The sequence below is a fragment of the Litchfieldella anticariensis FP35 = DSM 16096 genome, from assembly GCF_000409775.1.
Taxonomy (GTDB): Bacteria; Pseudomonadota; Gammaproteobacteria; order Pseudomonadales; family Halomonadaceae; genus Litchfieldella; species Litchfieldella anticariensis.
This window is the reverse complement of record NZ_KE332377.1, coordinates 469,609-493,040: the sequence shown is the minus strand read 5'-3', so window position 1 is coordinate 493,040 and position 23,432 is coordinate 469,609. Positions and strand designations below refer to the sequence as shown.

Genomic DNA, 23,432 nt, shown 5'->3' with positions numbered 1-23,432 from the left:
TTATTCCTTACGCTCAGGTGTTCGTTACCAGGCACTCAAACCACCATCGACGTACAGGTTCTGTCCCGTGACATAGCGCGAGGCATCCGATGCCAGATAGATCAAGGCACCGACCAGGTCATCGGCATTGCCCATGCGCCCCAAGGGCACTCGCTGCGAATAACGATCCACGAACTCACGGTTCTGACCGCTCTGCACTCCACCCGGCACCAGCGTATTGACGCGAATGCCATGTTCCGCCCACAGGGTTGCCAGGTAGCGCGCCAAACCCGCCACGCCAGCCTTGGAGGCGGCATAGACCGGGGGGGTATTAATCGCCAGCCCAAAGTATTCCGAGTCCTGATAAATGCGCGGATCCGCACCCAAATGGCCATAGATCGAACCGGTATGAATGATGCTGCCTCCCCTACCTTGCTCGATCATTCGACGTCCCACCGCACGCGAGACAAGGAACACGCCATCAAGGTTGACCGCCATGATCTTGCGCCATTCAGCGAGCGAATAGCCCTCCGCCGGCGCGAAGAACGCCGCCAGGTCATCGGACTTGCTGGCGGCATTGTTATGCAGCACATCGATGGATCCGAAATGCTCCAAGGTCCTGTCGACGAGAGCTTCCACGGAGTCCTCACTGGCGACATCACACCCCCACCCTTCACAGGTCATGCCTGACATCTCGGAGATCTCCCTGGCAAAGTGCCGAGCCCCTTCGCCATCCAGATCCGCCACGACGACATGGGCACCAAACGCTGCCAATGCCTCGCAGAAGGTACGTCCCAGAATGCCGAGCCCACCGGTGACGATAGCGACTCGGCCGGTGAGATCGAAGAGATTGCGATAGTCACGACTCATGAGAACTCCGGGCCTGGTGTTGATCGCGACACGACCATTTTCTCGACACAGTTGACATTGAGTCGTGCGCGTCGGGCGCATTCGCGCGCCCCATCACTCAGCACGGCGCGCAGTCGATCACCCTGTTCGAGACAGTCCCTTACCCCGGCAGCTATCTTTGGTGCCTGAGTCGCCAGTTCAAAAGGATCGAAGGGCGTGCCGGGCTGGCCGCTGTCATGCAGGAAGGCTTGCATCTTGGGCGTGTAGGCACCCAGCGCGACGACGGGGGTGCCACCCGCGTGGGCAAAGATGGCCGAGTGCCAGCGACCGCCGATATATACTCTGGCGTTGCCGATGACATCAATGGCCTGCCGGAATGGGGAAGATACCCCGATAAGGGGAATACCGAGTTCGTTTTTTACGGCCTGAAAGATACGTTCGTCCTGCCAGGAAGCAGCAACCAGAACGACCTGGTCACACTCGGCTTGCAAGTGCCGACATAGCTCCACGTATCCTGCCACGGGCTTGACTTGCTCATCACCACGGCGCAGGTAGCTCGAACTGCCACCGACACAGACATAAGGACGACCGGGGTCGAACCCATCCATACGCAACGACCAATTCTCGACAGGTGCAGGGGTATAGAGGTAGGCGGCATCGGCCCCGATCGTCGAGGAACAGAACCCGGAACAAGCCAGAGCCGAGTCGGTTTCGCGAAAGACCACTTCATCCAACAAGGGATAGACATGACGGGCGATACGATTGAGGGTCGGGTGACGAAGATCGGCACTGTGGTTGACCATCACCGTTTCCCTGCCCAGATAGCGCTTGGCCAGATAGGCGATGAAGAACAACATGCGACTGTGACGTATGTTGCCGTAGATGCAACCCTCGCCATTGATAACGACCAAGTCACTGTTCTCGAGGGCCTCACGAATGTCTCCCAACGTCTTATGCTGCAGGACACGAAGGGCTTGACGGTCGAAATCCTCCCAGGAGTCGGGCACCACGTCCGGCAACTGCCGCGCCAGGCGGTTAAAAATGGCGTGATTCAAACGCCTGGGCATCGACCATGCAGGAAGCCTCCGGTCGAAATAGCCGGCTAGATAAGCGATAGCCGGGTAATCTTTGCCCTGCTTTTCATCCAGACGTGAGGCTGATAGTGTCCGCTCGACGTTACCGCCCGCGCTGTGAACTAGCTCGCACAATGCCATCGATGTCGCTTGTGCCCCCCAGTTGCGGGTGTCCGAGTTATCATTCACGAAGCAGACCTTCACACTTGGCACTCGAGTGCGTGGTGCAGAAGCCGCATATGTATCATGGGTGGGCTGCGTGGAAACTCGTTCATGCCGCATGGATGACGACCTCCCGGTGCAGTCGTATGGCGTCTTGTCCCGCAATCAAGGTCTCGATGACATCCAGGGTGGATACCGGCTTGATGGGTGGCCGAGCGTCACGGGTCATGGTCGCGAAAGCCCAAAGGGCACGCCGAAACATGGTGAAATTATCGCGAATGCTATGGCGGCTGATATGTTCGCTGCCGAGCAGTTCCAGGTCGAAGACACCAGGTGCCTTTCCCAGTGCATCGATGATCACCTGGGTGCCATCCTCGAGCATTATCAGTAGTGACTCATGCCTCGCTGGCAAGGCATTCACGCTGACGGGGCGAGACGGTGCCAACGACAGAATCGCCTCGAGCAGGTGAATGCCGTATTTCGGCCAATCATTGAGAATCGTGCCGCGGATAAGTTTCAGCTCACCATAGTTGGCAAGCCCCTTACGTAGCTCATCCAGTTCCATGGCATAGCGCATCGCCGAGCAGGACATCAGTCGCCCTTGTTCCAGATAAGGCACGAAATATTCGAGCACTCCCCTGTCTAGCGTCAGCGGCTTGTCGATAAAGACAGGAATCCCCGCCTCAAGGAATGGGCGTGCAAGCGACCAGTGACTTTCGGCATCGTCTCGGGCGATGATCAGCGCATCCACTTCGCCCAGCATGTCGTCGGGATGGGCTACACCATGAGCGATATTGGCCGCTCGGCAAAGGGCGCGTGTAACGTCAGGGTCCTGGGTCCAGGCATGGGTCACGCTCAAGTCGCCGACACCGAAGTCGGCTGGGTGACGACGGCTTACATAGGCATGAATAACCGGCCATCCGGCTTCCCGGAGCCCAGCTTCGGAATAGCCATTGATGATGGCGGAGAAGGAAAAGGGATGCCCGTTGCCTTCACTGTGCCCAATCATCCCGACGCGAGTCACCATGTCGCCCAACCTCCATCGACACAGATGTTCTGGCCCGTCATATAGGACCCGGCATCACTACATAGCAGGGCAATCGCCCCTTTCAGTTCATGAGGCTCTCCCAGACGTCCCAGCGGGACCTTGTCCTTCAGACGCTGCATGAATGCCCGATTATCCTGGGTAATGGCATGCGGGAATGCACCGGGACTGATGGCATTGACGCGAATGGCATCGGGAGACAGGAAACTGGCCAGATAGCGTGTAAACTGCAGCACCCCAGCCTTGGCTGCGCCGTAACTCGGAGGGTTGGCATGGTCGGTATCTACATAGAGACGATAGTCCGGCGCCACATGTCCATACATGGAGGCGATGTTGACGATGCAGCCCGAACGCTCCTTGAGTAACGGATAACAGCGCTTGACCATACGGAAGACCGAATTCAAGCTGATATCGACATCGTAGTACCAGTCATCCTCATCAATGCTCTCCCAACTATTCTTGCGTCCGGACCAGGCATTGTTGATCAGGATATCCAGGCCACCATATTGTTCCCGAAGCGCTTCCACTCCACGTTCCACCGAAGCCCTGCTGGTAACATCCAGCTCAATCCCCCAGTGATGCCCATGCGGCCCTACGTCATACAGCGCTTCAGCCTGGGACTCGCAACGCTGCCTGTCACGGCTGGCGACCACCACGCTGGCCCCCAGCTCTGCGAGCGCCTCGCAGATGCTGCCGCCAAGGTAACCACCCCCACCACTGACCAGCGCGACACGACCGCTGAGATCCAGCAACTCATGCAGTGACTTTTTCATCCTGAAGCTCCCGCGCAATGAGTTCTGCCATGAGAAAATCTCGTTCGCTATCGATATCGAGGGAGTAGTCACCACTAACGATCACCGCACCCACTCGACCGAACAACATGCCGTGAGTCGCCAGCGCAAGCCGATCACGACGGAATGCATAAACATCACCACTGAGTTGGAAAGCTTCGGGCAGTTGCTGGCGGGGTAACCAGGGTACGCTGCCCTCGATGAAGGCTCGAGGCTCCCCTCCATCGATGCACCAGGCACGGTGGGGATTCAGGTCGGCAAGCTTGAAGGTCGCTACCGAGTCGAATCCTTGGAAATGCAGCTGCTGCACACAAGAGAGCACATCCGCCTCCCGACGCAGCGGAGCGGTCGGCTCAAGCAGCAGACCGTATATGGCTCGCTCACCTTCTCGGTCCAGGCGTTGGGAGAGATCGTGGATGGTATCGATTACCAGTGCCGTATCGGTGGCCAGTTCAGCGCACCGCTCATATACTTCAGCACCGTATTTTCGTGCGACCCTGGCAATATCGGCACAATCTGTCGAGACAATGACCCGGTCGATGACATCGATCCGCTTGGCCAAATCCAGTGTCCAGGCAATCAATGGCTTTCCCAGAATGGGACGAATATTCTTCCCCAGAACATTCTTGCTCCCGCCCCTGGCCGGAATTATGGCAATGACCCTTTGATTGTCGATCATTTATCGAATCCTTGGAAGATTAGGCGAAGTCAATCTGACATAGTGAAGATTCAGACTGATGCCGCCCTCAGCTGAGCAATACTCTCGCAATATTGCTGCCACTCTCCGGTATCGAGCCAAGCCTTGTCACTGATAGGGAAAACACCGACTCGCCCGCCGCGCTGCCTGACATCCTCGATCAGTTCGGTGAGATGATAGAATTTATTCTCGGGAATCAAGTCCAATACAGTCGTACGAAGAACATAGAGCCCTGTGTTGACCAGGAAATTGTAATGCGGCTTTTCCCGCATTGCGCAGAGCTGACCATTGTCAACGATATCGCAGATACCATAGGGAATATCGTAGTTGCGTAACGACACAACCATGGTGATATCGTTGTTTTCCTGACGATGATGATCTACGAGGGCGTGATAGTCTGCCTTGATGATCACATCGCAATTGGTGACGATCAAATCGCCTTCCAGCTTGCCGGCAAGGGCATGCAGGCCGCCGCCTGTTCCCAGCGGCTGATCCTCGTAGACATAGTGAAGACGGTAGGACGGTGCGAGTTCGTCGAAGAAGGCCTTGATCAGTTTCGATTTGTAGTTGACAGACAGATAGAATTCACCGACACCAGACTCGACAAAGGAATCGATGATCACTTCTATGGCTGTCTTGTCTCCCACAGGAATCAGTGGCTTGGGCAGTACATTGGTGAAAGGGGCAAGCCGCGACCCTTTGCCCCCAGCCATGACCACCACGGGCAATCCCAAGGGGACTGCGCGCGTGCGGGATACGCTCGGTTGAAAGACTTCCTCCCAGAACAAGACATCTACGATACGCCCTTCGGCATCCAGCACCGGTACCGATGAGATGTGCCGATTGAGCATCGTGTTTTTCAATTCGGCCGCATCGTGGCACTCATGAACGACATGAGGCGAGCGATTGCATACCTCCCCTACCACACCATCCAGGTTGCCGCCGCCAAGGATCCACCTGCGGACATCACCGTCGGTCAGGGTTCCGAGCAGGCGACGGTCCTCACTAGTGACGAACAGAATTTTGCGTTGGGTTTCTTCCAACTGGTACAGCGCCTCAAGGACCTTGCGTTCTTCACCGATCAATAATGAGTCGAGCATCATTGCCTCCCCTTTCCGCCCCGAGCCATCAGAACTCAGGAACGTGAAATCGCTTCTTCATCAGGTCCGCATCGAGCGGAATGAGCTTCAAGGTTTCCTTGATTCTTCGCGAGACGCCGCCATCGCCGAAGCCATCATAGGGGTTATGCATATCGACCAGCTCGGCGCGAAACCCTGGACTCAAGGCCCGGCTAATGCCTTGACGGATGGCATTGGTATCGTTGCCTACCTGGATGACATTTCTGGCTTGTATCCGCCCTTCCTGGCGACTGCCTATATTGACTACCGGGAGATGAAAAGAGGGGGCCTCAATTAGACCACTGGAGGAATTACCAATCATCAGGTCCAGGTGGCGAAGGCAGCTCAGATATAGGCGATGTCCTAGATTGTCGAACAACCGTCCTCGCTCTGGGTGCCGCACGCACCAGCTAGCCAACAAAGCATTGATCGTGCGACCTTGGGCATCGGCATTGGCCTTGGAAAACACCACGAACAAGTCAGGAAAGGATTCCAGTGCTTTCAGCAAAGCCTTGACCTGACTTTCCGCGGTCTCATCCGCCTCGCTGGTGACGGGATGATAGGTCACGATGGCCACCGGCCGCTGAAGGGGAATTCCCAATGCTTCGGCCAGCGCTTCTCGGCTCAGGAGTTCGGTACGCTGTAGGTGATCCAACCCGGGGGCGCCGAAGTTGAAGACCCGGTCCGGCTCCTCTCCCATTTGCAGAATTCGCTGGCGATATGGTTCAGTAGCCGGGAAGTGGATACTGGCCAGCTTGGTCACGGCATGTCGAAAGTACTCGTCCAAGGCGCCACGGCTGGTTTCGCCCCCATGCAAGTGCGCCACTGGAATCCCCTCGACCACAGCAGCCAACGCCACCGGTACGATCTCAAAGCGGTCCCCCAGGAGCACCACCAGGTCGGGACGATCCTCGGACAAGGCATCACCAAAGGAGAGCATGGCCAGCCCCATGGCGCGAGTCATGGCGCTCCGGCTATCCGAGGCCAGCAAGATCTCTATCCGACGGTGAATGCGAAAGCCGTCGCACTCGATTTCGCGAACGGACAGGCCAAACTCCGTGGATAGATGCATACCAGTGACCACCAGCATCAATTCCAGCTCAGGGTCATCGTCGATCTCGCGTAATAGCCAGTACAACAGGCCATAGTCGGCCCGCGTGGTGGTCACCACGCACAGCCGTCGCCTGGTCATGTCAGATCCTGCCAATTGATGAGTTCATCAGTGCCAATGGCACGCCCGGCACGGCGCCCCACCACGGCGTCAAGCCATAGCGGCGAGAGCCCCGAACCCGGTCGCTTGAGTGTCAGATCCTCACGAGTGATGATTTTCCCGGCAGCGATATCTCGCTCGGCAGCGATGCTTTTACGCACCGCCTCGAGGTTGCCCAATTCACAGGGCGCTGGTCGTTTTCGCCCGTCCCCCCTAGCACTCTCCACGTGCCGGATTGCTTGCACCATGCTTCGAAAATCTATCGGTGGCAGAGAGGCGGAGTGATCGGGGCCAGGCATACCGGTATCCAAAGTGAAGTGCTTTTCGATCAACACCGCCCCCATGGCCACCGCCGCGATGGGGATCTCGATGCCCGCGGTATGATCGGAGTACCCCACCTTCACGCCGAAGGCGCTGGCAAGGGTCTGCATGGCTGACAGATTGATCTCGGCATAAGGTGCGGGATACTCGGTGACGCAGTGCAAGAGTATAATTTCACCGGCGCCCGCCGCATCCAGTGTCTTTACGGCAGTTTCTATCTCTGCCAACCAACTCATTCCTGTCGACAGGATGACCGGTTTTCCAAAGCGGCCAATGGTCTCCAGCAGAGGGCCATTGGTAATTTCTCCAGACGGGATCTTGAAGAGGCGCATGCCAAGCCGATCGAGAAAAGCTGCGCTATCCTCATCGAAGGGACTCGAGAGAAATTCGATATCACAGGCTCGGCAGTGCTCCTGAATCCTCGCGAAGTCGTCTTCCGACAACTCCAGTTCTTTCAGCATGGCGTGCTGTGAAGACGCTTGTGGCACCGCCCGCTTTTGATAGGCCGCGCTAACAGCGTATTGGGTCACTAGACGTTCGGTCTTGAAAGTCTGAAACTTGACGGCATCGGCACCACACTCACGGGCACGAGTGACCAATTCAAGTGCGAGATCCAGTGAGCCATTGTGATTGACGCCAGCTTCAGCGATCACGAAACAGCTAGCAGTATTGATCATGCGATTCTCCTGGCAGGAGTACCCACATAAATTCCAGGCATACTGATGTCACTAACCACGGTAGCTCCAGCACCTATCATGCAATCGGCACAAATTCGAACCATCTGGATGAGGTTGGCACCAGTACCGATCATGCAGTGATCTCCAACTTCGACCCCCCCGCTGAGCGTCGCGCCCGGTGCGATATGTACGTCATCGCCCAGCACGCAGTCATGATCGACGGTGGCATTGGTATTCACGATACAAGCACGCCCCAAGCGGCTACCGATCACGACTACCGCACCGTCCAACACAACAGTACCGTCACCCGTCTGGACCCCTTCGTGGCAGATCGCCCCCGGGGCAAGAACGACTGGCACACGAAATCCCAGAGATTGAAGTCTGTCGAGCAAGTCGAGGCGCGGGGTCTGAACGCCAATCTTGCCGATCCCCAAGGCCGCACAGGAAGGCAGAGATTCTCGAAGTTGCTCGAAGGCGTCATCGGTGCCCAGATAAGGCGTCGGCACGCATTCCCCTCCATCACTCAGCGCCGTATATCCGTGCACGTCATGACCAAGTCGCTTAAGAGCATGAATCAACACACGGGCATGCCCGCCTCCCCCCAACACGAAGAAATCGCTCACATTATTTTCTTCCGCTGAAAAAATCGTTGATCAGCAAAGCCCTGAACATAGCTCCGGCGGCAGCCTTGCAATTTAATGTTGTACGAGGTTATTCAACGAAATAGCACCTAGCTCTTTCTTAAATATTTCACGGGTATCTCTTCTATTATGTATGTCATATTTTAACCACTCAGACAGTTCATTTAAAAAGTCATCCTCATTCTTTTCATAAAACACGACATGTCCTTTACCTAAGGACTCTAAAAGGCCACCGAACCAGAAATACTTAACTTTTTTTATTGAATTTTGTGGACCTGGATCTGACCTCATCAACTCACAGTCATGCATAAAATGCTTGAACAAGTTAATGCCAGCATCCACAAAAAGCTGAGAAGGTCCCCAAAAACGAGGATTTGCCTCTATCATGTATAGTTTTTGCTTGCTTTTTTTAACTTCCACCATGACCAACCCATGGAAATGAAGAAAATTAAATAATGCTTCGTATTTCAAGGACTCATCAGACTTATGAAGATCAGAACACTCTGCTGCAATGATTGATTTCCCACCTGGTTGTTGCACATAATTTTTTTGCGAAAACTTAATTACACCACCATCTCTCATGAAGTAATAAAGCAAATAGTAACTTCCCCCCTCAATGAACTCCTGATAATAAAAATCACCCTCATCATGCATCAACAAAAAATCTGCCTTATCTGAAGCATTAAAAATCAGCACAGGAGAATAAACATGTCGCTCCTTGGAAAAATATGTCTTGGGTTTCGCCACAAAAGGATATCTTGCTTGAGCTATCACGCCATATTCATTCGGCACCGCAATACCATGACTCCTGCACACATTTCCAAAAGAGTATTTATCTGATATTTTCTTATATGTATCAATGTCGACTAGAGGAATTTCACAACCGGCTTCTATAAGAGCGTCTTTATTATCCAGCAAAACTCTATTAAGTGCCTCTGTTGAAGGGGCAATCACATACTTCTCCGCCTGCATTCTACTCTGTAATATTTTTATTTTTTCCACCATGTCTTGAAAATCGAGATATTTACAACTCCTAATAGCCAAAACTTTTCTTCTGTAGCCTGTCTGATAAATCGGGTCTTGAGTGGAATGTGCAATCACTCCATATGAGACATTGACTTCCTCAAGAGTTCTTAAAAAAGAAATCACGGCTCTTTGGTTAAACCCTGAAAAAACAATGACAGCCTTGTGGATCATCCCTAGCCCCCAAATTCAAAAAATAGGATAAATTCTTTTTCCATAAGGTGGAGCCAAGAGAGGCCGATGATATTTCATTAAACCTTCCTCTATCAGAGAAAAACCAAAAGAAATAAATCGTCACACACTGCATTTACAACGACTACGAAAATGACAGCTTCAAGTTATCATGTCAGCATTACACAATCCGTCAGCAATTTATCAACGTCTTCACTGGAAAGCTCTTCTCTCTGATGAATAACATTCAAAACGAAATCAGAATTCACTTCAAGTCGACCTGTTTCCTCTCTATTACGAGACGAATTGAACTGAATTACGCAATCACCAAAAAGAGATTTTATTTTTTCTTGCAGGTTTTCACGATCAATCAACTCCCCCCCCTTATCCAAATAGAAATAGTCCATCACATATTGCGCTTTTTTTTCAACCCCCATATTGTCTTCAACATCCCCTCCAGTTATCAAATCAATATACAAATCATTCAAATCAACACCTTCAATTACCGAGACATAATTACTAAAAAATTCCCCACCACCAACACCAATATCAACTTCAATCAATTTGATTCCCGCCTCATCTATCATCACATCAGCTTTCATTATAGAATTATCTATTTCCATATTAGGCAATATATTTTCAAAATGCCTCTTCAGCAAACTCAACACATTCAAATCAACTGATAGACGTCCCAGCAGGTACCCTCCATACCTGGACTCTCTTTTTATTGGGGACAGTATTTTAATCACTTTCTTATGAACCAAAACCAAGACACGATATTCGTTCCCAGAAATGCATTCTTGGATAACCTCGTCTTCCTTTAACTCTTTCCTAAAAAATTTTTCAATTAAGTCCTGTCCTGATATTTTATAGACACCTGCACTCCCTCGTCCTACAGCTGGTTTCACAATGTAGTGTTTGTTGGAGTGGATGTGATCAACATATTTCGCAAAGTTGTCTGCAGGGAAAGTTTCAATATAGCCAGCACCTAATTTTTTATACAAAAGCTGTTGTCTAAATTTATTCATTCCAACAGAGAGCTTCTTGGGAATTTTGGTGCACAAGGAAAATTCTCGATCAATATGCTGGAGTGTATTGATAGCCCTACCTCCCGCAAAGGAACCGGCACCTATAATTTCTTCATTTAATGTTTTAAGCCAGCTGATAGCTTCTTCAGAATTTGATGTATCAATAGCCGTGAAATAATCACACAAGGTTATTGCATCTGGATCATTTTTCCCATGGCCAAACGCCGCGACCTTGTACCCTCTCCTTTTGAGCTTCTCAATAAAAGGTTTTTGAGCACATCCTGCGCCTACAGAAACAACTAATTGTTTGACCACATCGCCTCCTCCAAAAGGTCATGCATTAATTTAAAACTCCAAAACTTGGTGAAATCATTCCCACGCAACCTAAATAAAATATATAATAAAATTGTCAACACAGCCTACTTACTAACTTTCACATTACATCAAACACCCACTCACACAGAGGCTACGTTCTTAACTCGGAAAAAGCTTTTCAACTCTTTGAGCCATGCCTCATCACCTATATTTACACGACCTGACCTAGCATATTCATTAATATCTTTAACTAGATTGATAGCATTTACGTCTTGGATCTCTTTTGAAAACGCATCATAATAGTGCCGCCACTTCTCACGACTTTTGTCGGACCATCCACCTTCTATACTATACACACCTTTGTGAACTGAAGAATAACGAGCGGCCAAAAATATAAGAGTAGTAGTCGAATCAGCTCGATAACCTCCATGTTCCAATTTAACACGCTTATCACGCGATACCATTGGTAAGCTCCAGATTTCTCCTCCTGCCATCTCCGTTACCATTCCCCACAAGACATCAATTATAACAACCATCCCTGAACAGCGAATCGGGTAGACATCCATATACACTGGATAGTCTTTGTCACTCTTACAACTTTCAAACCCCTTCAGCAATTTTAATAATTTATTTTTATCTCTAGGATCAATAATAATATCTATATCATTTCCCCAAGGAAGCACCATTAAAGGAAGCAGAGAAGAATGTTTAACATAATTTATGCGGCACTCATCCATTGCTTCGAAAAGATCATAGCTAGTCGTTTGGAGAACCTCTTCATAAGTCATATTTTTATTCTCCAATATCCACGCATTTTAAATAAAACATAGACGATGAGCGCCAACTAAAGTTCTAAAACCACTATAAAAATCCAGCCATTACAGATTCAAGATATGTGCACTTAGGCAACAATACTAACGAGTATGCTTGTTATTGCATTCCGCTATACCTTTATGAGCAATCTTTGTTTTCAAGGGCTCGATCAGCAGAGCGGACTTCAATTTTTTATGTTAAGAGTTTCCAAGAACAAGGTATCAAATTATATCATGCGGTTTGTTAATATTCCCATCAAAACCTCTAAGAATTATCTTCTTCGTAAAATCCTTGATGGAATGCAAAATATTGTTGAAATAAAAAGCGACCATAATTACCTTTCTATCTTTAGGATTCGCATTCATGATGCTATTTAAACTACGAATGATGTACCGACGGGCGGAACGAGAATCTCCCTGCTCATAAAAGTATTGCGCAATCCAGAAATTTGTTTGCGACCGCTGCAAGTTAATGTACTCTATATCCTTATCAACCAAGCCGCCAAAAACACCGCCAGAGTGTTTTCGCCATACGGCAGTAACATCATCTAAAGTATGAAATACACCATGTGTTCTAAGAACTGCTTGTAAAAAAATATCGCCGAAATAACAGCGACATGCAAATTTCTCAGGGATCTTTATCTTTGACGGATACATGAATGTTCTTGTACCGCCAGGCCTCAAAGGAGATATAACAATTCCATTCTCCACCGCCAAGTCTTTTGTTTTCAACAATGAAACACTGTTGTTATTCTCCAAGAATTCAACTTGCTTTTGAAGCTTATACTCATCAATCCAGTAATCATCACCTTCACAAATGGCTATATATTTTCCTTGAGCTGCTGATAAAAGTATCGGTAGGGCTTTTACATTTGGCCAGCGATTTACAGTTTCAAAAATAGCTAGCATTATGTTGGGGTATTTTCTTTGATACTTTTCAAGTATTCCCCTGGTACCATCCGTAGAGCAATCATCCCTTATTATTATCTCATATCTAAACGTGGTCTTTTGCCCTAGAAAACCATTTAAGGAATCTTCGATATAATTAGCGTGTTGAAATGTAGGGCAAAGAATACTAACCAATATCTCATCATTAGCCCAATTTCTAACAATTTCTTCCTCGCAAAGAGGCTCAAGTGGATTCGGAGCCGGATCACCCTTTTCAAACATCAGAGAATCCCCAATACGAGTCAAGTTTATCAGCAAGATAATATATAGAAAATCAGGACACAACCAATATTATGACTGAGCCTGCAGCGGTCTAGTGAAACTATCTATAGATACGTCATGCACAATCAATGGAAAAATGCTAGAGATTATAAAAGTGAGACTTGTAGCGAGCCAGATTAGCAGGCTCGCAAAACCAGTCGATAGTTTTTCTTAGCCCACAACGCAGTCCAGTGATTTCACCATGAACAGGTCTGTGTGCAAGCAATCTTTCAGCCTTTTCGGTACTCGCCCACAACCGCTCGACCTCGCTCGCCACAGGGCGCAGGCGCTGGGGATCGGTATCGATTTCAATCTCGCTTTCCATCAGCTCGGCGATCAAGCGCGCCGTATCCCCGATACTGATCTCAAATCCGCTGCCAACGTTGATGACCTCACCCACAGCGTCATCACATTCGGCCATACGAATAAAGCCGTCAACGGTATCGGATACGAAGCTGAAATCACGAGTGGGATGCTGCGCTCCCAACTGTAAGCACCGTACGCCTGAGGCTATCTGGGTGATGATGGTGGGAATGACCGCACGAGCGGATTGCCTAGGTCCATAGGTATTAAATGGTCGAATCAGTGCGACTGGTGTAGCAAACGAGCGATAAAAGGAGAGAGCAAGCTGGTCGGCACCGATTTTGGATGCCGAGTAAGGCGACTGACCCTGCAGAGGATGGTCCTCCGTGATGGGAACATAGCAAGCGGTACCGTAGACTTCACTGGTCGATGTATGCACCACCCTAGAGACTTCTAGGTCGCGTGCAGCCTGCAGGATATTCAGCGTGCCCTTGATGTTAGTATCAATATAGGTGTCTGGGGAATAGTATGAGTACGGTATAGCGATTAGGGCCGCGAGGTGAAACACGACATCACAGCCACGCATGACATGGCGTACCCAGTGAGGATCACGGATATCACCGGCGGCAACCTCAAGGTGGCGCTGTACCGCTGGAGCCACCTGATCCAGCCACCCCCTGCTATTAAAGGCATTGTACATCACCAAGGCCTTCACCTCGTGGCCACGCTCGACAAGCGCTTCCGTGAGGTGTGAGCCAATAAAGCCATCCGCTCCAGTGACGAGAATTCTGGCTCTGCTCAAATCCATTGTTCATACTCCCCGATAAGACAGCAGATAGACAGCGTTAATTTGGCAAGATAAAGAAATCAACCGTAAATCTTTTAAACAACCAGAATTTAAAATGTGGAAATTCTACGGTTCTCACAGACCTGTCGCCACAGCAGGATAGCCATGCCTAAGAATAGAGCTTCTTTTATCAAACATGTTGAGCCATTCGTTGGAAAATCTCGTTCCTGTTCACTAATTCCTCATAACTTCCATTGTCAACTACTCTACCGTCAATCATCAAGTAAATGCAGTCGCACTGACTCACTGTTGCCAGTCGATGAGCGATCATGATAATTGTCTTATTTCCGGAGAGGCCATGGATAGCATCCATGATCAACTTTTCCGTAATGCCATCAAGCGCACTAGTCGCCTCATCTAGAATCAAAATACTGGCATCACAGTATAAGGCCCGAGCTATGCCGATGCGCTGACGTTGTCCTCCTGAAAGCTGAACCCCTCGTTCACCCACCCTTGTATTTAAACCAGAGGGAAGACTTGCTAAAAGCTCGTCTAGATGCGCCAAGTTAGCTGCATTCTTTACTCTATCTTCATTTATCTTCTCTGGAGGCAATCCAAAAGCAATATTTTCACGAATAGTGGCATCGGCCAGAAAGATACTTTGAGGAACATACCCGACCGTGTTCCTCCATCTCCGTTCACCAAGGGAATAAAGTGGCACTCCATCAACAAGAACCTGCCCTGAATCCGGCTTTAACAATCCAAGGAGGATATCGACAGCAGTCGATTTTCCCGACCCGGAAGATCCCACCAAGCCCACTACCTTGTTGGCTGGTATATCAATAGACAAGCCATTCAACGCTGGTGAGTCCTTACCAGGATACTGAAATATTACATCTCTTAATGAAACACCGTGATTAATAGTAAAAGGTAGAGAGCTTTCAGTATCATTATCGCTATCAGACATTACCAGCCGTTGATTATAAGACGCTTCCAAATCTTCATAAATAGCTTCAAAAGCAGCGATATTACCTCGAATACTCGTGATGCTACGATAGACTTGCTGAAATGCTGGCAGCAGCTTGAAACCTGCTAACGCATATACAGAAAGAATAGGTAAGATACTAGAAAAATCACCTTCATGAATCGACAATAAATAAAGAACAAGAAAGATAATAGACCCAAAGGCCATCAATTCCATTGCATAGCTCGGAACTTGCCCTAACGCCTGTGTGATTCCGTAAGCATTCGCATATTCATCACTTGTCTTAGTGAATCGACAAATAAAACTCTTTTGCCTTCCCAGTACTAAGGCATCCTTTACCCCCCCAAAACCTTCTGCCATTATATTGAATCGAAATTTCTGAATATTCGACATTAATCTACCATTTTTGATCAGCCTGCGACGGACACTGATATAGAGAATAAAATATGAGAATGAAAATACCAGCAATCCTGCTATTGCAACCATAGGATTATAAAGAAATATGGCTAAAGCCATCATGGCAGACATAACCAGTTTTGCGTTCATCTCCATCAATGGCTTTATAATTCCAGTACTGACTCTCTGACATTCTTGAGCTATCTGCTTGGTCAAGGTGCTGCTGTTTACACCAACATGGAATAGCCAAGGCTGTTGCATGTAATAATTGAATAAACGGGTACTTATATCAGCACCAACTTTGGCACCGTACATACACATCCGCCAAGTGGTATACATTGAAACCATTGCTGCCATAATCAAAACCACTAACACGATGATACCTAACCAGAATAAAAAATCGAAAGATGAGTTCAACCCACTGGCCTCGTAAAGGCTAGCCAACATCCCCTGTCCTTCCAATCGGCTAATGTCACCGACGATAGCCATGAAGGGACCAATGGATATCACGCTGGCAATCTGCGCAAAGGACATAATGAGGACTAATACCTGAAGCCAAAGCAATTTTTTACGTTGCTCATGCGTCAAGAGGAAGTAAAGAGCCCTAATGGATTTATACATGAATCAAACATCAGCCTTGATTAGCATGATACAGCCTTTTTTCAATGGGCTTGTACCACTCTTCATGATTAGTTGGCACTCTGCAGTTATATCCCAATACCTGGCGGGTGAGTTCCGATAAGCCCTTGCCATATTCTTCTCCAAGCATTCTTGCATAGTCGAGTTGTGGTTTTATGAAAGGCCGACCAAAACTTAGAGTAAGCGCAACTCTATTCTTACTCGAGGCATTGGCTCCCCCCTTGTGCCAAAGGTAAGAATCAAACAAGGCTACAGAACCAGCCGGACCGAGAATCGTATCACATTCCTTATCAAAATCTTGATCGCTCGGCTTCTCTGCTCTCAAGTGTGCACCGGACAATACTTTGGTAGCTCCATTCTCCAGCGTAAAATCATCAAGCATGACCAACATATTAACTCTCAGCCTATAACCGGGTATATACGTACCAACATCCCGATGAATTTTATGGATATAAATATTTACATTAGGAAAGCCACCAACTGGAGTACATGCATTCAATGCGTAAGGCTTGCCATCGAAAAATCGTAAAAGATACTCATGAAAAAAATGCATATCGAGAAAAGTATCTATACTGTCTCCTCTTCCCACGGCTTGATGCGCGGTCCCATCACCAGCTTCATTAATATTATTCTTGATCTGATATTCAGAGCAAATAGCAATCCATTTTAGACAATCCTCTCTTAAGTCATGGATCATACTATCAGGAATCACATTTCTGAAAAGCACCCATCCTTTCTCGATCATTTCCTTATCAAATGACTCGACATCCATTAAGTCATACATCTCCAGTTCCTCAATTTTTGCGCATCGGTATTTTTTATAAGAACAAGAGGTTCAGATTGGCAATTCCATAATATAACTTATTTCAGTCTGACTATTGACCTTGAATCCATGCTTTTCATAAAATCCAAAAGCTCGATGATTATTTTTTTTTACTTCGAGACGAACCTTTTCCATGCCTTTTCTTTTTGCCATGAATACCACAGTCTCTAACAGACTACAGGAAATTCCAGTATTTCTCATTTCAGGGGAAACAACAATCAAGCTGACAAAAGCATGCTTCATTGTTTCGTCGTTACAATAGAATGCAACAAACCCAATCAGCTTCCCATTATTGTAGTGGGTTACCAAATTACCCGAACCCATGACCTTGTCAATGTAAGAATCAATATCAGGGATTGAAAAAAAAGCATCTTTCTGAGACTTCATCTCACAACAAATCATGTTTTTTATATCTTCTTGGATCATATGGCCACATAATAGAACATATTAGAATATTAATAAATAACAGTCACACTAAATCATATTCAAAAATAAATTTTGCAACCTCTTCCTTGGAACACCACATCAATGTGTCAATCATGGATAAATCAGAAATAAAGACATCAACGCCACCCTGCGAATAGCCAATGTTCTTTGTTTTTAAAAACGAGAGATTAAATCCTCTGGATAAAAAATGCTGCTTATCATACAATTTTGTACCTCCAAAACTATTCACATAATTTTGAGAACCCAATGAATCACAGATATTCATCAACTTCTCTGCCCCACAAAGTTTCTTTTCGTAATCTAACTGGCTGGACCTACACAAAGATACACTGATTCCAATATAGTCAAAAACACTTTTTATTCCATCACAACAAACCGCTGATATATCCCTATTCTCACCTTCAATCACTTTTTTTACCATCGGAAAGACATCTTCATAGTAAGGAGCCTTTGAATAGGCATGGTGTATACTTTTCAGCAAAGCCTCAACATCACTTGAAAACTTTAGCTCTAAGATCTTTTTATTGATTGAACTACCAGGAACCGGGACAGTGAATCGCTTCTTGCTTCCACGGTCCAAGATATAATTTCTATTAACAAAACCTCTTTTTATATAATTCACATCATCATATATGACAAATTCATCTACACAGCCAACAAGCTGATAATAACCGATGTAAGGAAAAATATATGGCTGCATGATTGCCACTCTCATTCCAGCCCCCAATAGATGATATCAGTGACTTTCTGAACATCTTCTATACTCATGCCGGGATAGAGAGGAAGACATAAAACTCTCTTGGATATAAATTTTGAATTCTCGTTGATAACGCAAGGAGTAGTGTACGCTAGCTCGTCTAAAGAGGGATAGAAATAACGTCTAGCATAGATATCTTGCTCCTCAAGGAAAGATTTAACCCTCAATAAAACAGCCTCACTTTCAAATACAACCGGAAAATAGGAGTAGTTTTTAGTGCAATTTTCATTGATCAATTGAAATTTCACCAATCCATTTAATTTTGAGTGGTAGTTGTGCCAGATTTCCGCACGCTTCTCCATGATTTCATCAATATCGTCCAGGATACACAGCCCCATGGCAGCCTGGAACTCACTCATCTTTGCATTAATTCCTAAGTCATCTATTTCGCCGATGGTTGACATTCCGAAGTTGATTATCCGGCGCGCCCGCTCAAGCTGCTCCTTACGGCGGAAGATAATGCCTCCGCCTTCAATAGTGTGGAACAGTTTGGTGGCATGGAAGCTAAGGGTGGTGGCGTCGCCATGACGGAGTAGACTACCTCCTCGATACTTGACGCCGAAAGCGTGTGCCCCATCGAAGATCAAACTAAGTCCATGGTTGGCTGCAATGAGCTCCAATGCCTCAATGTCACAAGCATTTCCAAAAACATGTACCGGTACCAATGCCCGCACACCTTCACTCAAGTTCCGTTCCACTTGTTTGGGGTCAAGGCACCAGCTGTGAGGATCGATGTCAGAAAAGATCGGCTCAATACCTTCCCATTTCAATGAACTGGTGGTAGCAACGAAACTGAATGGAGTGGTAATGGCTGCAACCCGACTCTTTCCACCACCCAACCCTAAAGCACGATAGGCAACCTGCAGAGCTAAGGTACCGTTGGCCACCAACAGCAGGTTTTCTACCCCCAAATATTCTTCAAGTCGTTGAGTCAATTCCCGTACGAGTGGACCATGATTAGTCAACCACTGGCGTGAATAGATACCGTCAATATAACGAGATAGTTTTTCACGATCTGGCAAATAAGACTTGGTGACCGGAATCATAATTCTCTCACTAGCTCCATGAGGTACTGTCCGTATCCATTCTTGGAAAGGTCACTTCCTGCTTTAGAGAGATCGTTGGCTGTCAGCCATCCATTATTGAAAGCTATTTCTTCCAGGCAGGCGATCTTGAAACCTTGGCGTTTTTCAATCGTCTCTACAAACTGTGAAGCTTCCAACAAGCTTTCATGAGTCCCCGTATCCAACCACGCGAAACCACGCCCCAGAACCTCTACCCTCAAATCCCCACGTGCAAGATAGGCCTGATTGATACTGGTAATTTCCAATTCGCCACGACCGGAGGGAACAACCTCCTTGGCTAATTCAATTACGTCATTATCATAGAAATACAATCCAGTCACAGCAAAACGTGATTTGGGATGTTCGGGCTTTTCCTCAATAGAGATTGCTCTCTTTTCTTCATTGAATTCCACCACACCGAAGCGTTCCGGATCCTTGACCAGATAACCGAAGACTGTTGCTCCGTTGTCTTGCCTAGCGGCTTTCTGAAGCATGGGTGAAAAACCCTGCCCATAGAAGAGATTGTCTCCTAACACGAGACATACAGAATCATTTCCAACAAATGATTCACCAATGATAAAAGCCTGGGCTAGACCGTCAGGATTGGGTTGCACAGCATAGGCAAGATTCAATCCAAACTGTCTTCCATCACCCAAAAGCCGCTTGAAGCAGTACTGTTCATCAGGAGTGGTGATGACCAGAATATCTCTAATTCCTGCCAACATCAGAACCGAAAGCGGATAGTAAATCATCGGCTTGTCATAGATGGGCAGCAGCTGCTTAGATATTCCCATGGTTATAGGATAAAGACGTGTACCGGAACCACCGGCGAGAACGATCCCCTTCATGCGACTTCTCCAATGCCTATGCACCAAAAATATCGTCGCTGACAACTACCCAAATGAACTTGCTGATACCATTTAATCTATCTATTGAATTTTTCAGAAATTTAACCCAATCATGCTAAACATGCTCAGCCAAACCTTTCTTGTGCCGATCAGGAGTATATGAATATTGGTAATATCCATAGCCATAGGCTGCCGACGCCTTACGCTGCATTCCATTAATAATGCAACCACGCACTTCGACACCAGAATTTTCCAAACGATTGATGGCAAGTTTTATTTCCTTGGGAGGATTCATTTGAAAACGTGCCACCATAAGCGAGGTTCCTGCCTGCTTACCAATGATTGCTGCGTCGGTCACAGCTAGCACCGGGGGAGTATCCAGAATCACTAGATCATACTCTTTACTAACCTTATCCATCAGTTCGGTGAAACGGACATTCATCAATAGTTCCGATGGATTGGGTGCTGCCATACCACGAGAGAGATAATCAAACCTGTCAAAACCGCTGGAACGGATAGCGGAAGAGAGCTCTAACCGGCCACTCAACACTTCCGAGAGACCTTTTTCAGATGCATGGTCAAAAGCGCGATGCAAGTTACCTTTTCTCAAATCCGCATCTATGACGAGAACACGGTGCCCACCTTGGACACATACTGCGCTTAGATTCAAAGCTACGAAGCTCTTGCCAATACCGGGGCTTGGCCCACAGATCATAAGGCAGTTATTCGAAGCATCCAGCATGGCAAAATGCAGGGCAGTGCGAAGCCCTCGAAGCGCTTCGACAGCAGTATCGGCAGGATGACTATTGGCAAGAATTCCAGAATTTCCGGCTTTGCGGCGTCGCTTCTGAAAGACACGCTCCAATTGAGCTTGATCGCCTGACAAGGGAACAGTAGCGTATACAGGAAGCCCCAAGCTCTCAAGTTGCTCAGGGCTTTCTACCCCACGATTGAATAAACCACGAACCACAACAACAATGATAGCAACTAGCAAACCTAATATGAATGACATCCCTACCATACTGGCCTTGTTTGGATAGATAGGTACTCGGCCAACAGCAGCAGTATCAATAATACGAAGTGTGCCAACGGTACCAGCCTGAACCAACTCCAGTTCCTGTAGTTTATTGAGTACATTGACGTAGATGGCCTGCGTAACTTCCACATCTCGAGTACGTCGAATGACTTCTTGTTGAGCAGCAGGCATGGTACTAACGCGTTGTTCGAGGCGATCACGCTCGGAGATCAGGTATGCTTTCTGCCGTGCTAATGATTGATAGGTAGGATGATTGCGAGTAAAGCGCTGGGCCAAATCAGCCTCTTGAATGCTAACTTCGTTAACTTGACGTTCAATATCAATAAATTGTTGGATGATGGATTGCCCTTCGGCATCGACATCAATACTATCTACACTTGCACGATATTCACTCAATCTGTCTTCAGCATTTGATAATTTAGAGCGTAGCTCCGGTGCCTGCTGTTCAAGAAAAGCCAGACTCCGCTGTGTAGCCTCCGCTTTTCTTTCGACATTCTGTATAAGAAAGGTGTCGAGGATAGTATCCAGCGTTTGACGAATCTCGTTACGATCTGCTCCGGTCAATGTGACCCGCAGCATACCAGTGCTCGGCCCTCGGTTCCCTCCCCCTACTTCGGATATCGACAGTCGCGATGCCAATGCATTGATAGCATCAAGTTGAGATAACTTTATCAGTGTGAATTCAGCACCCGCGTGTGCATTCAGTGTTTTTACACGAACTTGGACAGCACCATCAATAAAATATGCTTCCGTACCCAGATCCCCCTCACCTAGAAACTCTTCATTCATGTAAAGATGATATTTTTCTTCCTCCATTACCTTGAGTATCAAAGGCTGTCCACGAAGACCATCGACCACATCAAAGTGTGTGATTTCAATATTCTCGCCAGCCCATAATGCAGGATGATTAGCTTTATTCAACCATCCACCGACCAGCGGTAGTCCACTAACATCAGGTCGGACAATGTTATTTCGTAACACATAGTCTCCGATCACTGGTAACTTTTGTGGGGAAAAAATAGTATCAAGACCTAGTCGATCAACGACCTTACCCAATACCATGCGTGAACGGAGAATCTCGACTTCCGCCGCGATGCTTGCTCCTTGAATCGTCTCATCACCGTTATTTTCAGGCCCACCTATAGGGCTAACCGTTCTCCTACCTTCCACCTGTACCAGGGCATCACTTCGATAAATCGGTGTCTGCAGTGATGCATAGACGATACCTGTTAGTGTGAACACTAGCACTATGCAGGCAATCAACCACTTATAGTCAAGAAGCATGCCCAACAAGCGGACTACATCAATGCTATCGTTGGGTATCACAGGATTATAAATTAGGGCAGGAATGCCAGGCTTTGGAGGCATACCATCATGCGGAGAAAAGTTATTCACAGAAACCGCTCCTCCAAGTGAAAATTCGATATAATGTGAAACTTTTTCTCATCAATGCTTCTACATGTACATGTTTTAGCGCATCGGGTAGTGCTTGACCTATGGTGGCAATCACCGCCATCGGCACACAGATAATCGACAAGATGCATCGTGATACGAAAACAGCATTCACGTAATTAAAGCGGTAAGAATCGACAATGACTTCAAGGAAAGCGACAGAAGGAACTTTGACCTGATGTAGCATTAGTATGCTTTTGGATACAATCATGGCTCTGCCAGCGCCCCGTAAAAAAGCGATATAGAGATAAAGAAGGTAGAGATAAAAAAAGGAGCCATCACGACGCGCGACGTTATCACTTTCCGCCGCACGACGCTCGGCTCCTACTGCCATCGTCAACTCAGGAGTCAACAGCTCGATATTGTCCAATTGGCCGATACCCGCAGCGTCAGGGTCATCATTGATGTATCCACCGGACGCCGCGCATTCACATTGGGTACCTACCAATGGCACTATGTGTAGCCGCTGCCGCAAGGGAAGCCAGATTTCAGTCATTTTTTCCCCACGCTACCGCCCCAGGGTTGTTGTTTGGCTATCCCCAAGGCCATGTACTGCGCTTTATTGTGTGATTTTGGTGCCAATATTCGTCTTTAGGTATCTACGATTACAAGCACATACTCCTAGATACACAAGATTACATAATATGAGGGTTTTTACCTGCTCATTTTTTATACGCATGCCCTGCTGATAAACATCATAAGAAGGTACTTATTGGGATTGAGCCGACTTCTTACCCGAGCATGGTAAAAATAATATTGATTTATTCTTTTTCT

Annotated in this window: 22 protein-coding genes; all 22 read right to left on the bottom strand. The window is 47.6% G+C overall.

Annotation, left to right across the window (positions count from 1 at the left end; genetic code table 11):
• Window positions 1-24: 24 nt before the first annotated feature.
• The 22 genes from L861_RS02300 to L861_RS02200 all read right to left on the bottom strand — a co-directional run bounded on the left by L861_RS02300 (window position 25) and on the right by L861_RS02200 (window position 23,154).
• Entirely contained in the window at window positions 25-849 is an 825-nt protein-coding gene (locus L861_RS02300; protein ID WP_016414928.1) for an SDR family oxidoreductase, read from the bottom strand.
• Window positions 846-2,090: a polysaccharide pyruvyl transferase family protein gene (locus tag L861_RS02295; RefSeq protein ID WP_161629068.1), complete on the bottom strand. Its 1,245-nt coding sequence runs from the start codon at window positions 2,088-2,090 to the stop codon at window positions 846-848. Before L861_RS02295 ends, L861_RS02300 begins: the two co-directional genes overlap by 4 nt.
• A gap of 82 nt (window positions 2,091-2,172) precedes the next feature.
• Window positions 2,173-3,090: a Gfo/Idh/MocA family oxidoreductase gene (locus L861_RS02290; protein ID WP_016414926.1), complete on the bottom strand. Its 918-nt coding sequence runs from the start codon at window positions 3,088-3,090 to the stop codon at window positions 2,173-2,175.
• Entirely contained in the window at window positions 3,084-3,881 is a 798-nt protein-coding gene (locus L861_RS02285) for an SDR family NAD(P)-dependent oxidoreductase (protein ID WP_016414925.1), read from the bottom strand. The genes L861_RS02290 and L861_RS02285 overlap by 7 nt, the downstream gene beginning before the upstream one ends.
• On the bottom strand, window positions 3,862-4,578 hold the full coding sequence (locus L861_RS02280; RefSeq protein WP_016414924.1) for an acylneuraminate cytidylyltransferase family protein: 717 nt from the start codon (window positions 4,576-4,578) through the stop codon (window positions 3,862-3,864). The genes L861_RS02285 and L861_RS02280 overlap by 20 nt, the downstream gene beginning before the upstream one ends.
• Before the next feature lie 50 nt (window positions 4,579-4,628).
• Complete coding sequence (locus L861_RS02275) at window positions 4,629-5,699, bottom strand: nucleotidyltransferase family protein (protein WP_016414923.1); 1,071 nt, start codon at window positions 5,697-5,699, stop codon at window positions 4,629-4,631.
• 25 nt (window positions 5,700-5,724) lie between these two features.
• On the bottom strand, window positions 5,725-6,906 hold the full coding sequence (neuC, locus tag L861_RS02270) for a UDP-N-acetylglucosamine 2-epimerase (RefSeq protein WP_016414922.1): 1,182 nt from the start codon (window positions 6,904-6,906) through the stop codon (window positions 5,725-5,727).
• Complete coding sequence (gene neuB / locus L861_RS02265; protein WP_016414921.1) at window positions 6,903-7,922, bottom strand: N-acetylneuraminate synthase; 1,020 nt, start codon at window positions 7,920-7,922, stop codon at window positions 6,903-6,905. Before neuB ends, neuC begins: the two co-directional genes overlap by 4 nt.
• Window positions 7,919-8,545 carry an acetyltransferase gene (locus L861_RS02260; protein WP_021029087.1) on the bottom strand — a complete coding sequence of 209 codons (627 nt, stop codon included), beginning with the start codon at window positions 8,543-8,545 and terminating at the stop codon, window positions 7,919-7,921. Before L861_RS02260 ends, neuB begins: the two co-directional genes overlap by 4 nt.
• Window positions 8,546-8,617: 72 nt before the next feature.
• Entirely contained in the window at window positions 8,618-9,760 is a 1,143-nt protein-coding gene (locus tag L861_RS02255) for a hypothetical protein (protein WP_016414919.1), read from the bottom strand.
• A gap of 167 nt (window positions 9,761-9,927) precedes the next feature.
• Window positions 9,928-11,100: an ATP-grasp domain-containing protein gene (locus L861_RS02250; RefSeq protein ID WP_016414918.1), complete on the bottom strand. Its 1,173-nt coding sequence runs from the start codon at window positions 11,098-11,100 to the stop codon at window positions 9,928-9,930.
• Window positions 11,101-11,240: 140 nt separating this feature from the next.
• A complete protein-coding gene (locus L861_RS24415) occupies window positions 11,241-11,888 on the bottom strand; it encodes a hypothetical protein (RefSeq protein WP_144062938.1) in 648 nt (215 codons plus the stop codon).
• 246 nt (window positions 11,889-12,134) lie between these two features.
• Window positions 12,135-13,082: a glycosyltransferase family 2 protein gene (locus L861_RS23470; protein ID WP_016414916.1), complete on the bottom strand. Its 948-nt coding sequence runs from the start codon at window positions 13,080-13,082 to the stop codon at window positions 12,135-12,137.
• 139 nt (window positions 13,083-13,221) lie between these two features.
• Complete coding sequence (locus L861_RS02240; protein WP_016414915.1) at window positions 13,222-14,232, bottom strand: NAD-dependent 4,6-dehydratase LegB; 1,011 nt, start codon at window positions 14,230-14,232, stop codon at window positions 13,222-13,224.
• A 169-nt stretch (window positions 14,233-14,401) separates the two neighbouring features.
• A complete protein-coding gene (locus L861_RS02235; RefSeq protein WP_016414914.1) occupies window positions 14,402-16,213 on the bottom strand; it encodes an ABC transporter ATP-binding protein in 1,812 nt (603 codons plus the stop codon).
• A 10-nt stretch (window positions 16,214-16,223) separates the two neighbouring features.
• Window positions 16,224-17,015: a phytanoyl-CoA dioxygenase family protein gene (locus L861_RS02230; protein ID WP_016414913.1), complete on the bottom strand. Its 792-nt coding sequence runs from the start codon at window positions 17,013-17,015 to the stop codon at window positions 16,224-16,226.
• Window positions 17,016-17,066: 51 nt separating this feature from the next.
• Window positions 17,067-17,480 (bottom strand): GNAT family N-acetyltransferase, encoded by a 414-nt coding sequence (locus L861_RS23465; RefSeq protein ID WP_027947901.1) that lies wholly within the window; start codon window positions 17,478-17,480, stop codon window positions 17,067-17,069.
• A gap of 43 nt (window positions 17,481-17,523) precedes the next feature.
• Window positions 17,524-18,201: a WbqC family protein gene (locus L861_RS02220; RefSeq protein WP_016414911.1), complete on the bottom strand. Its 678-nt coding sequence runs from the start codon at window positions 18,199-18,201 to the stop codon at window positions 17,524-17,526.
• Window positions 18,202-18,212: 11 nt separating this feature from the next.
• Window positions 18,213-19,304: a DegT/DnrJ/EryC1/StrS family aminotransferase gene (locus L861_RS02215; RefSeq protein WP_016414910.1), complete on the bottom strand. Its 1,092-nt coding sequence runs from the start codon at window positions 19,302-19,304 to the stop codon at window positions 18,213-18,215.
• Complete coding sequence (rfbA, locus tag L861_RS02210; protein WP_016414909.1) at window positions 19,301-20,170, bottom strand: glucose-1-phosphate thymidylyltransferase RfbA; 870 nt, start codon at window positions 20,168-20,170, stop codon at window positions 19,301-19,303. Before rfbA ends, L861_RS02215 begins: the two co-directional genes overlap by 4 nt.
• 115 nt (window positions 20,171-20,285) lie before the next feature.
• Window positions 20,286-22,601 carry a polysaccharide biosynthesis tyrosine autokinase gene (locus tag L861_RS02205; protein WP_021029085.1) on the bottom strand — a complete coding sequence of 772 codons (2,316 nt, stop codon included), beginning with the start codon at window positions 22,599-22,601 and terminating at the stop codon, window positions 20,286-20,288.
• Window positions 22,594-23,154: a hypothetical protein gene (locus L861_RS02200; RefSeq protein WP_016414907.1), complete on the bottom strand. Its 561-nt coding sequence runs from the start codon at window positions 23,152-23,154 to the stop codon at window positions 22,594-22,596. Before L861_RS02200 ends, L861_RS02205 begins: the two co-directional genes overlap by 8 nt.
• Between the last annotated feature and the right edge of the window lie 278 nt (window positions 23,155-23,432).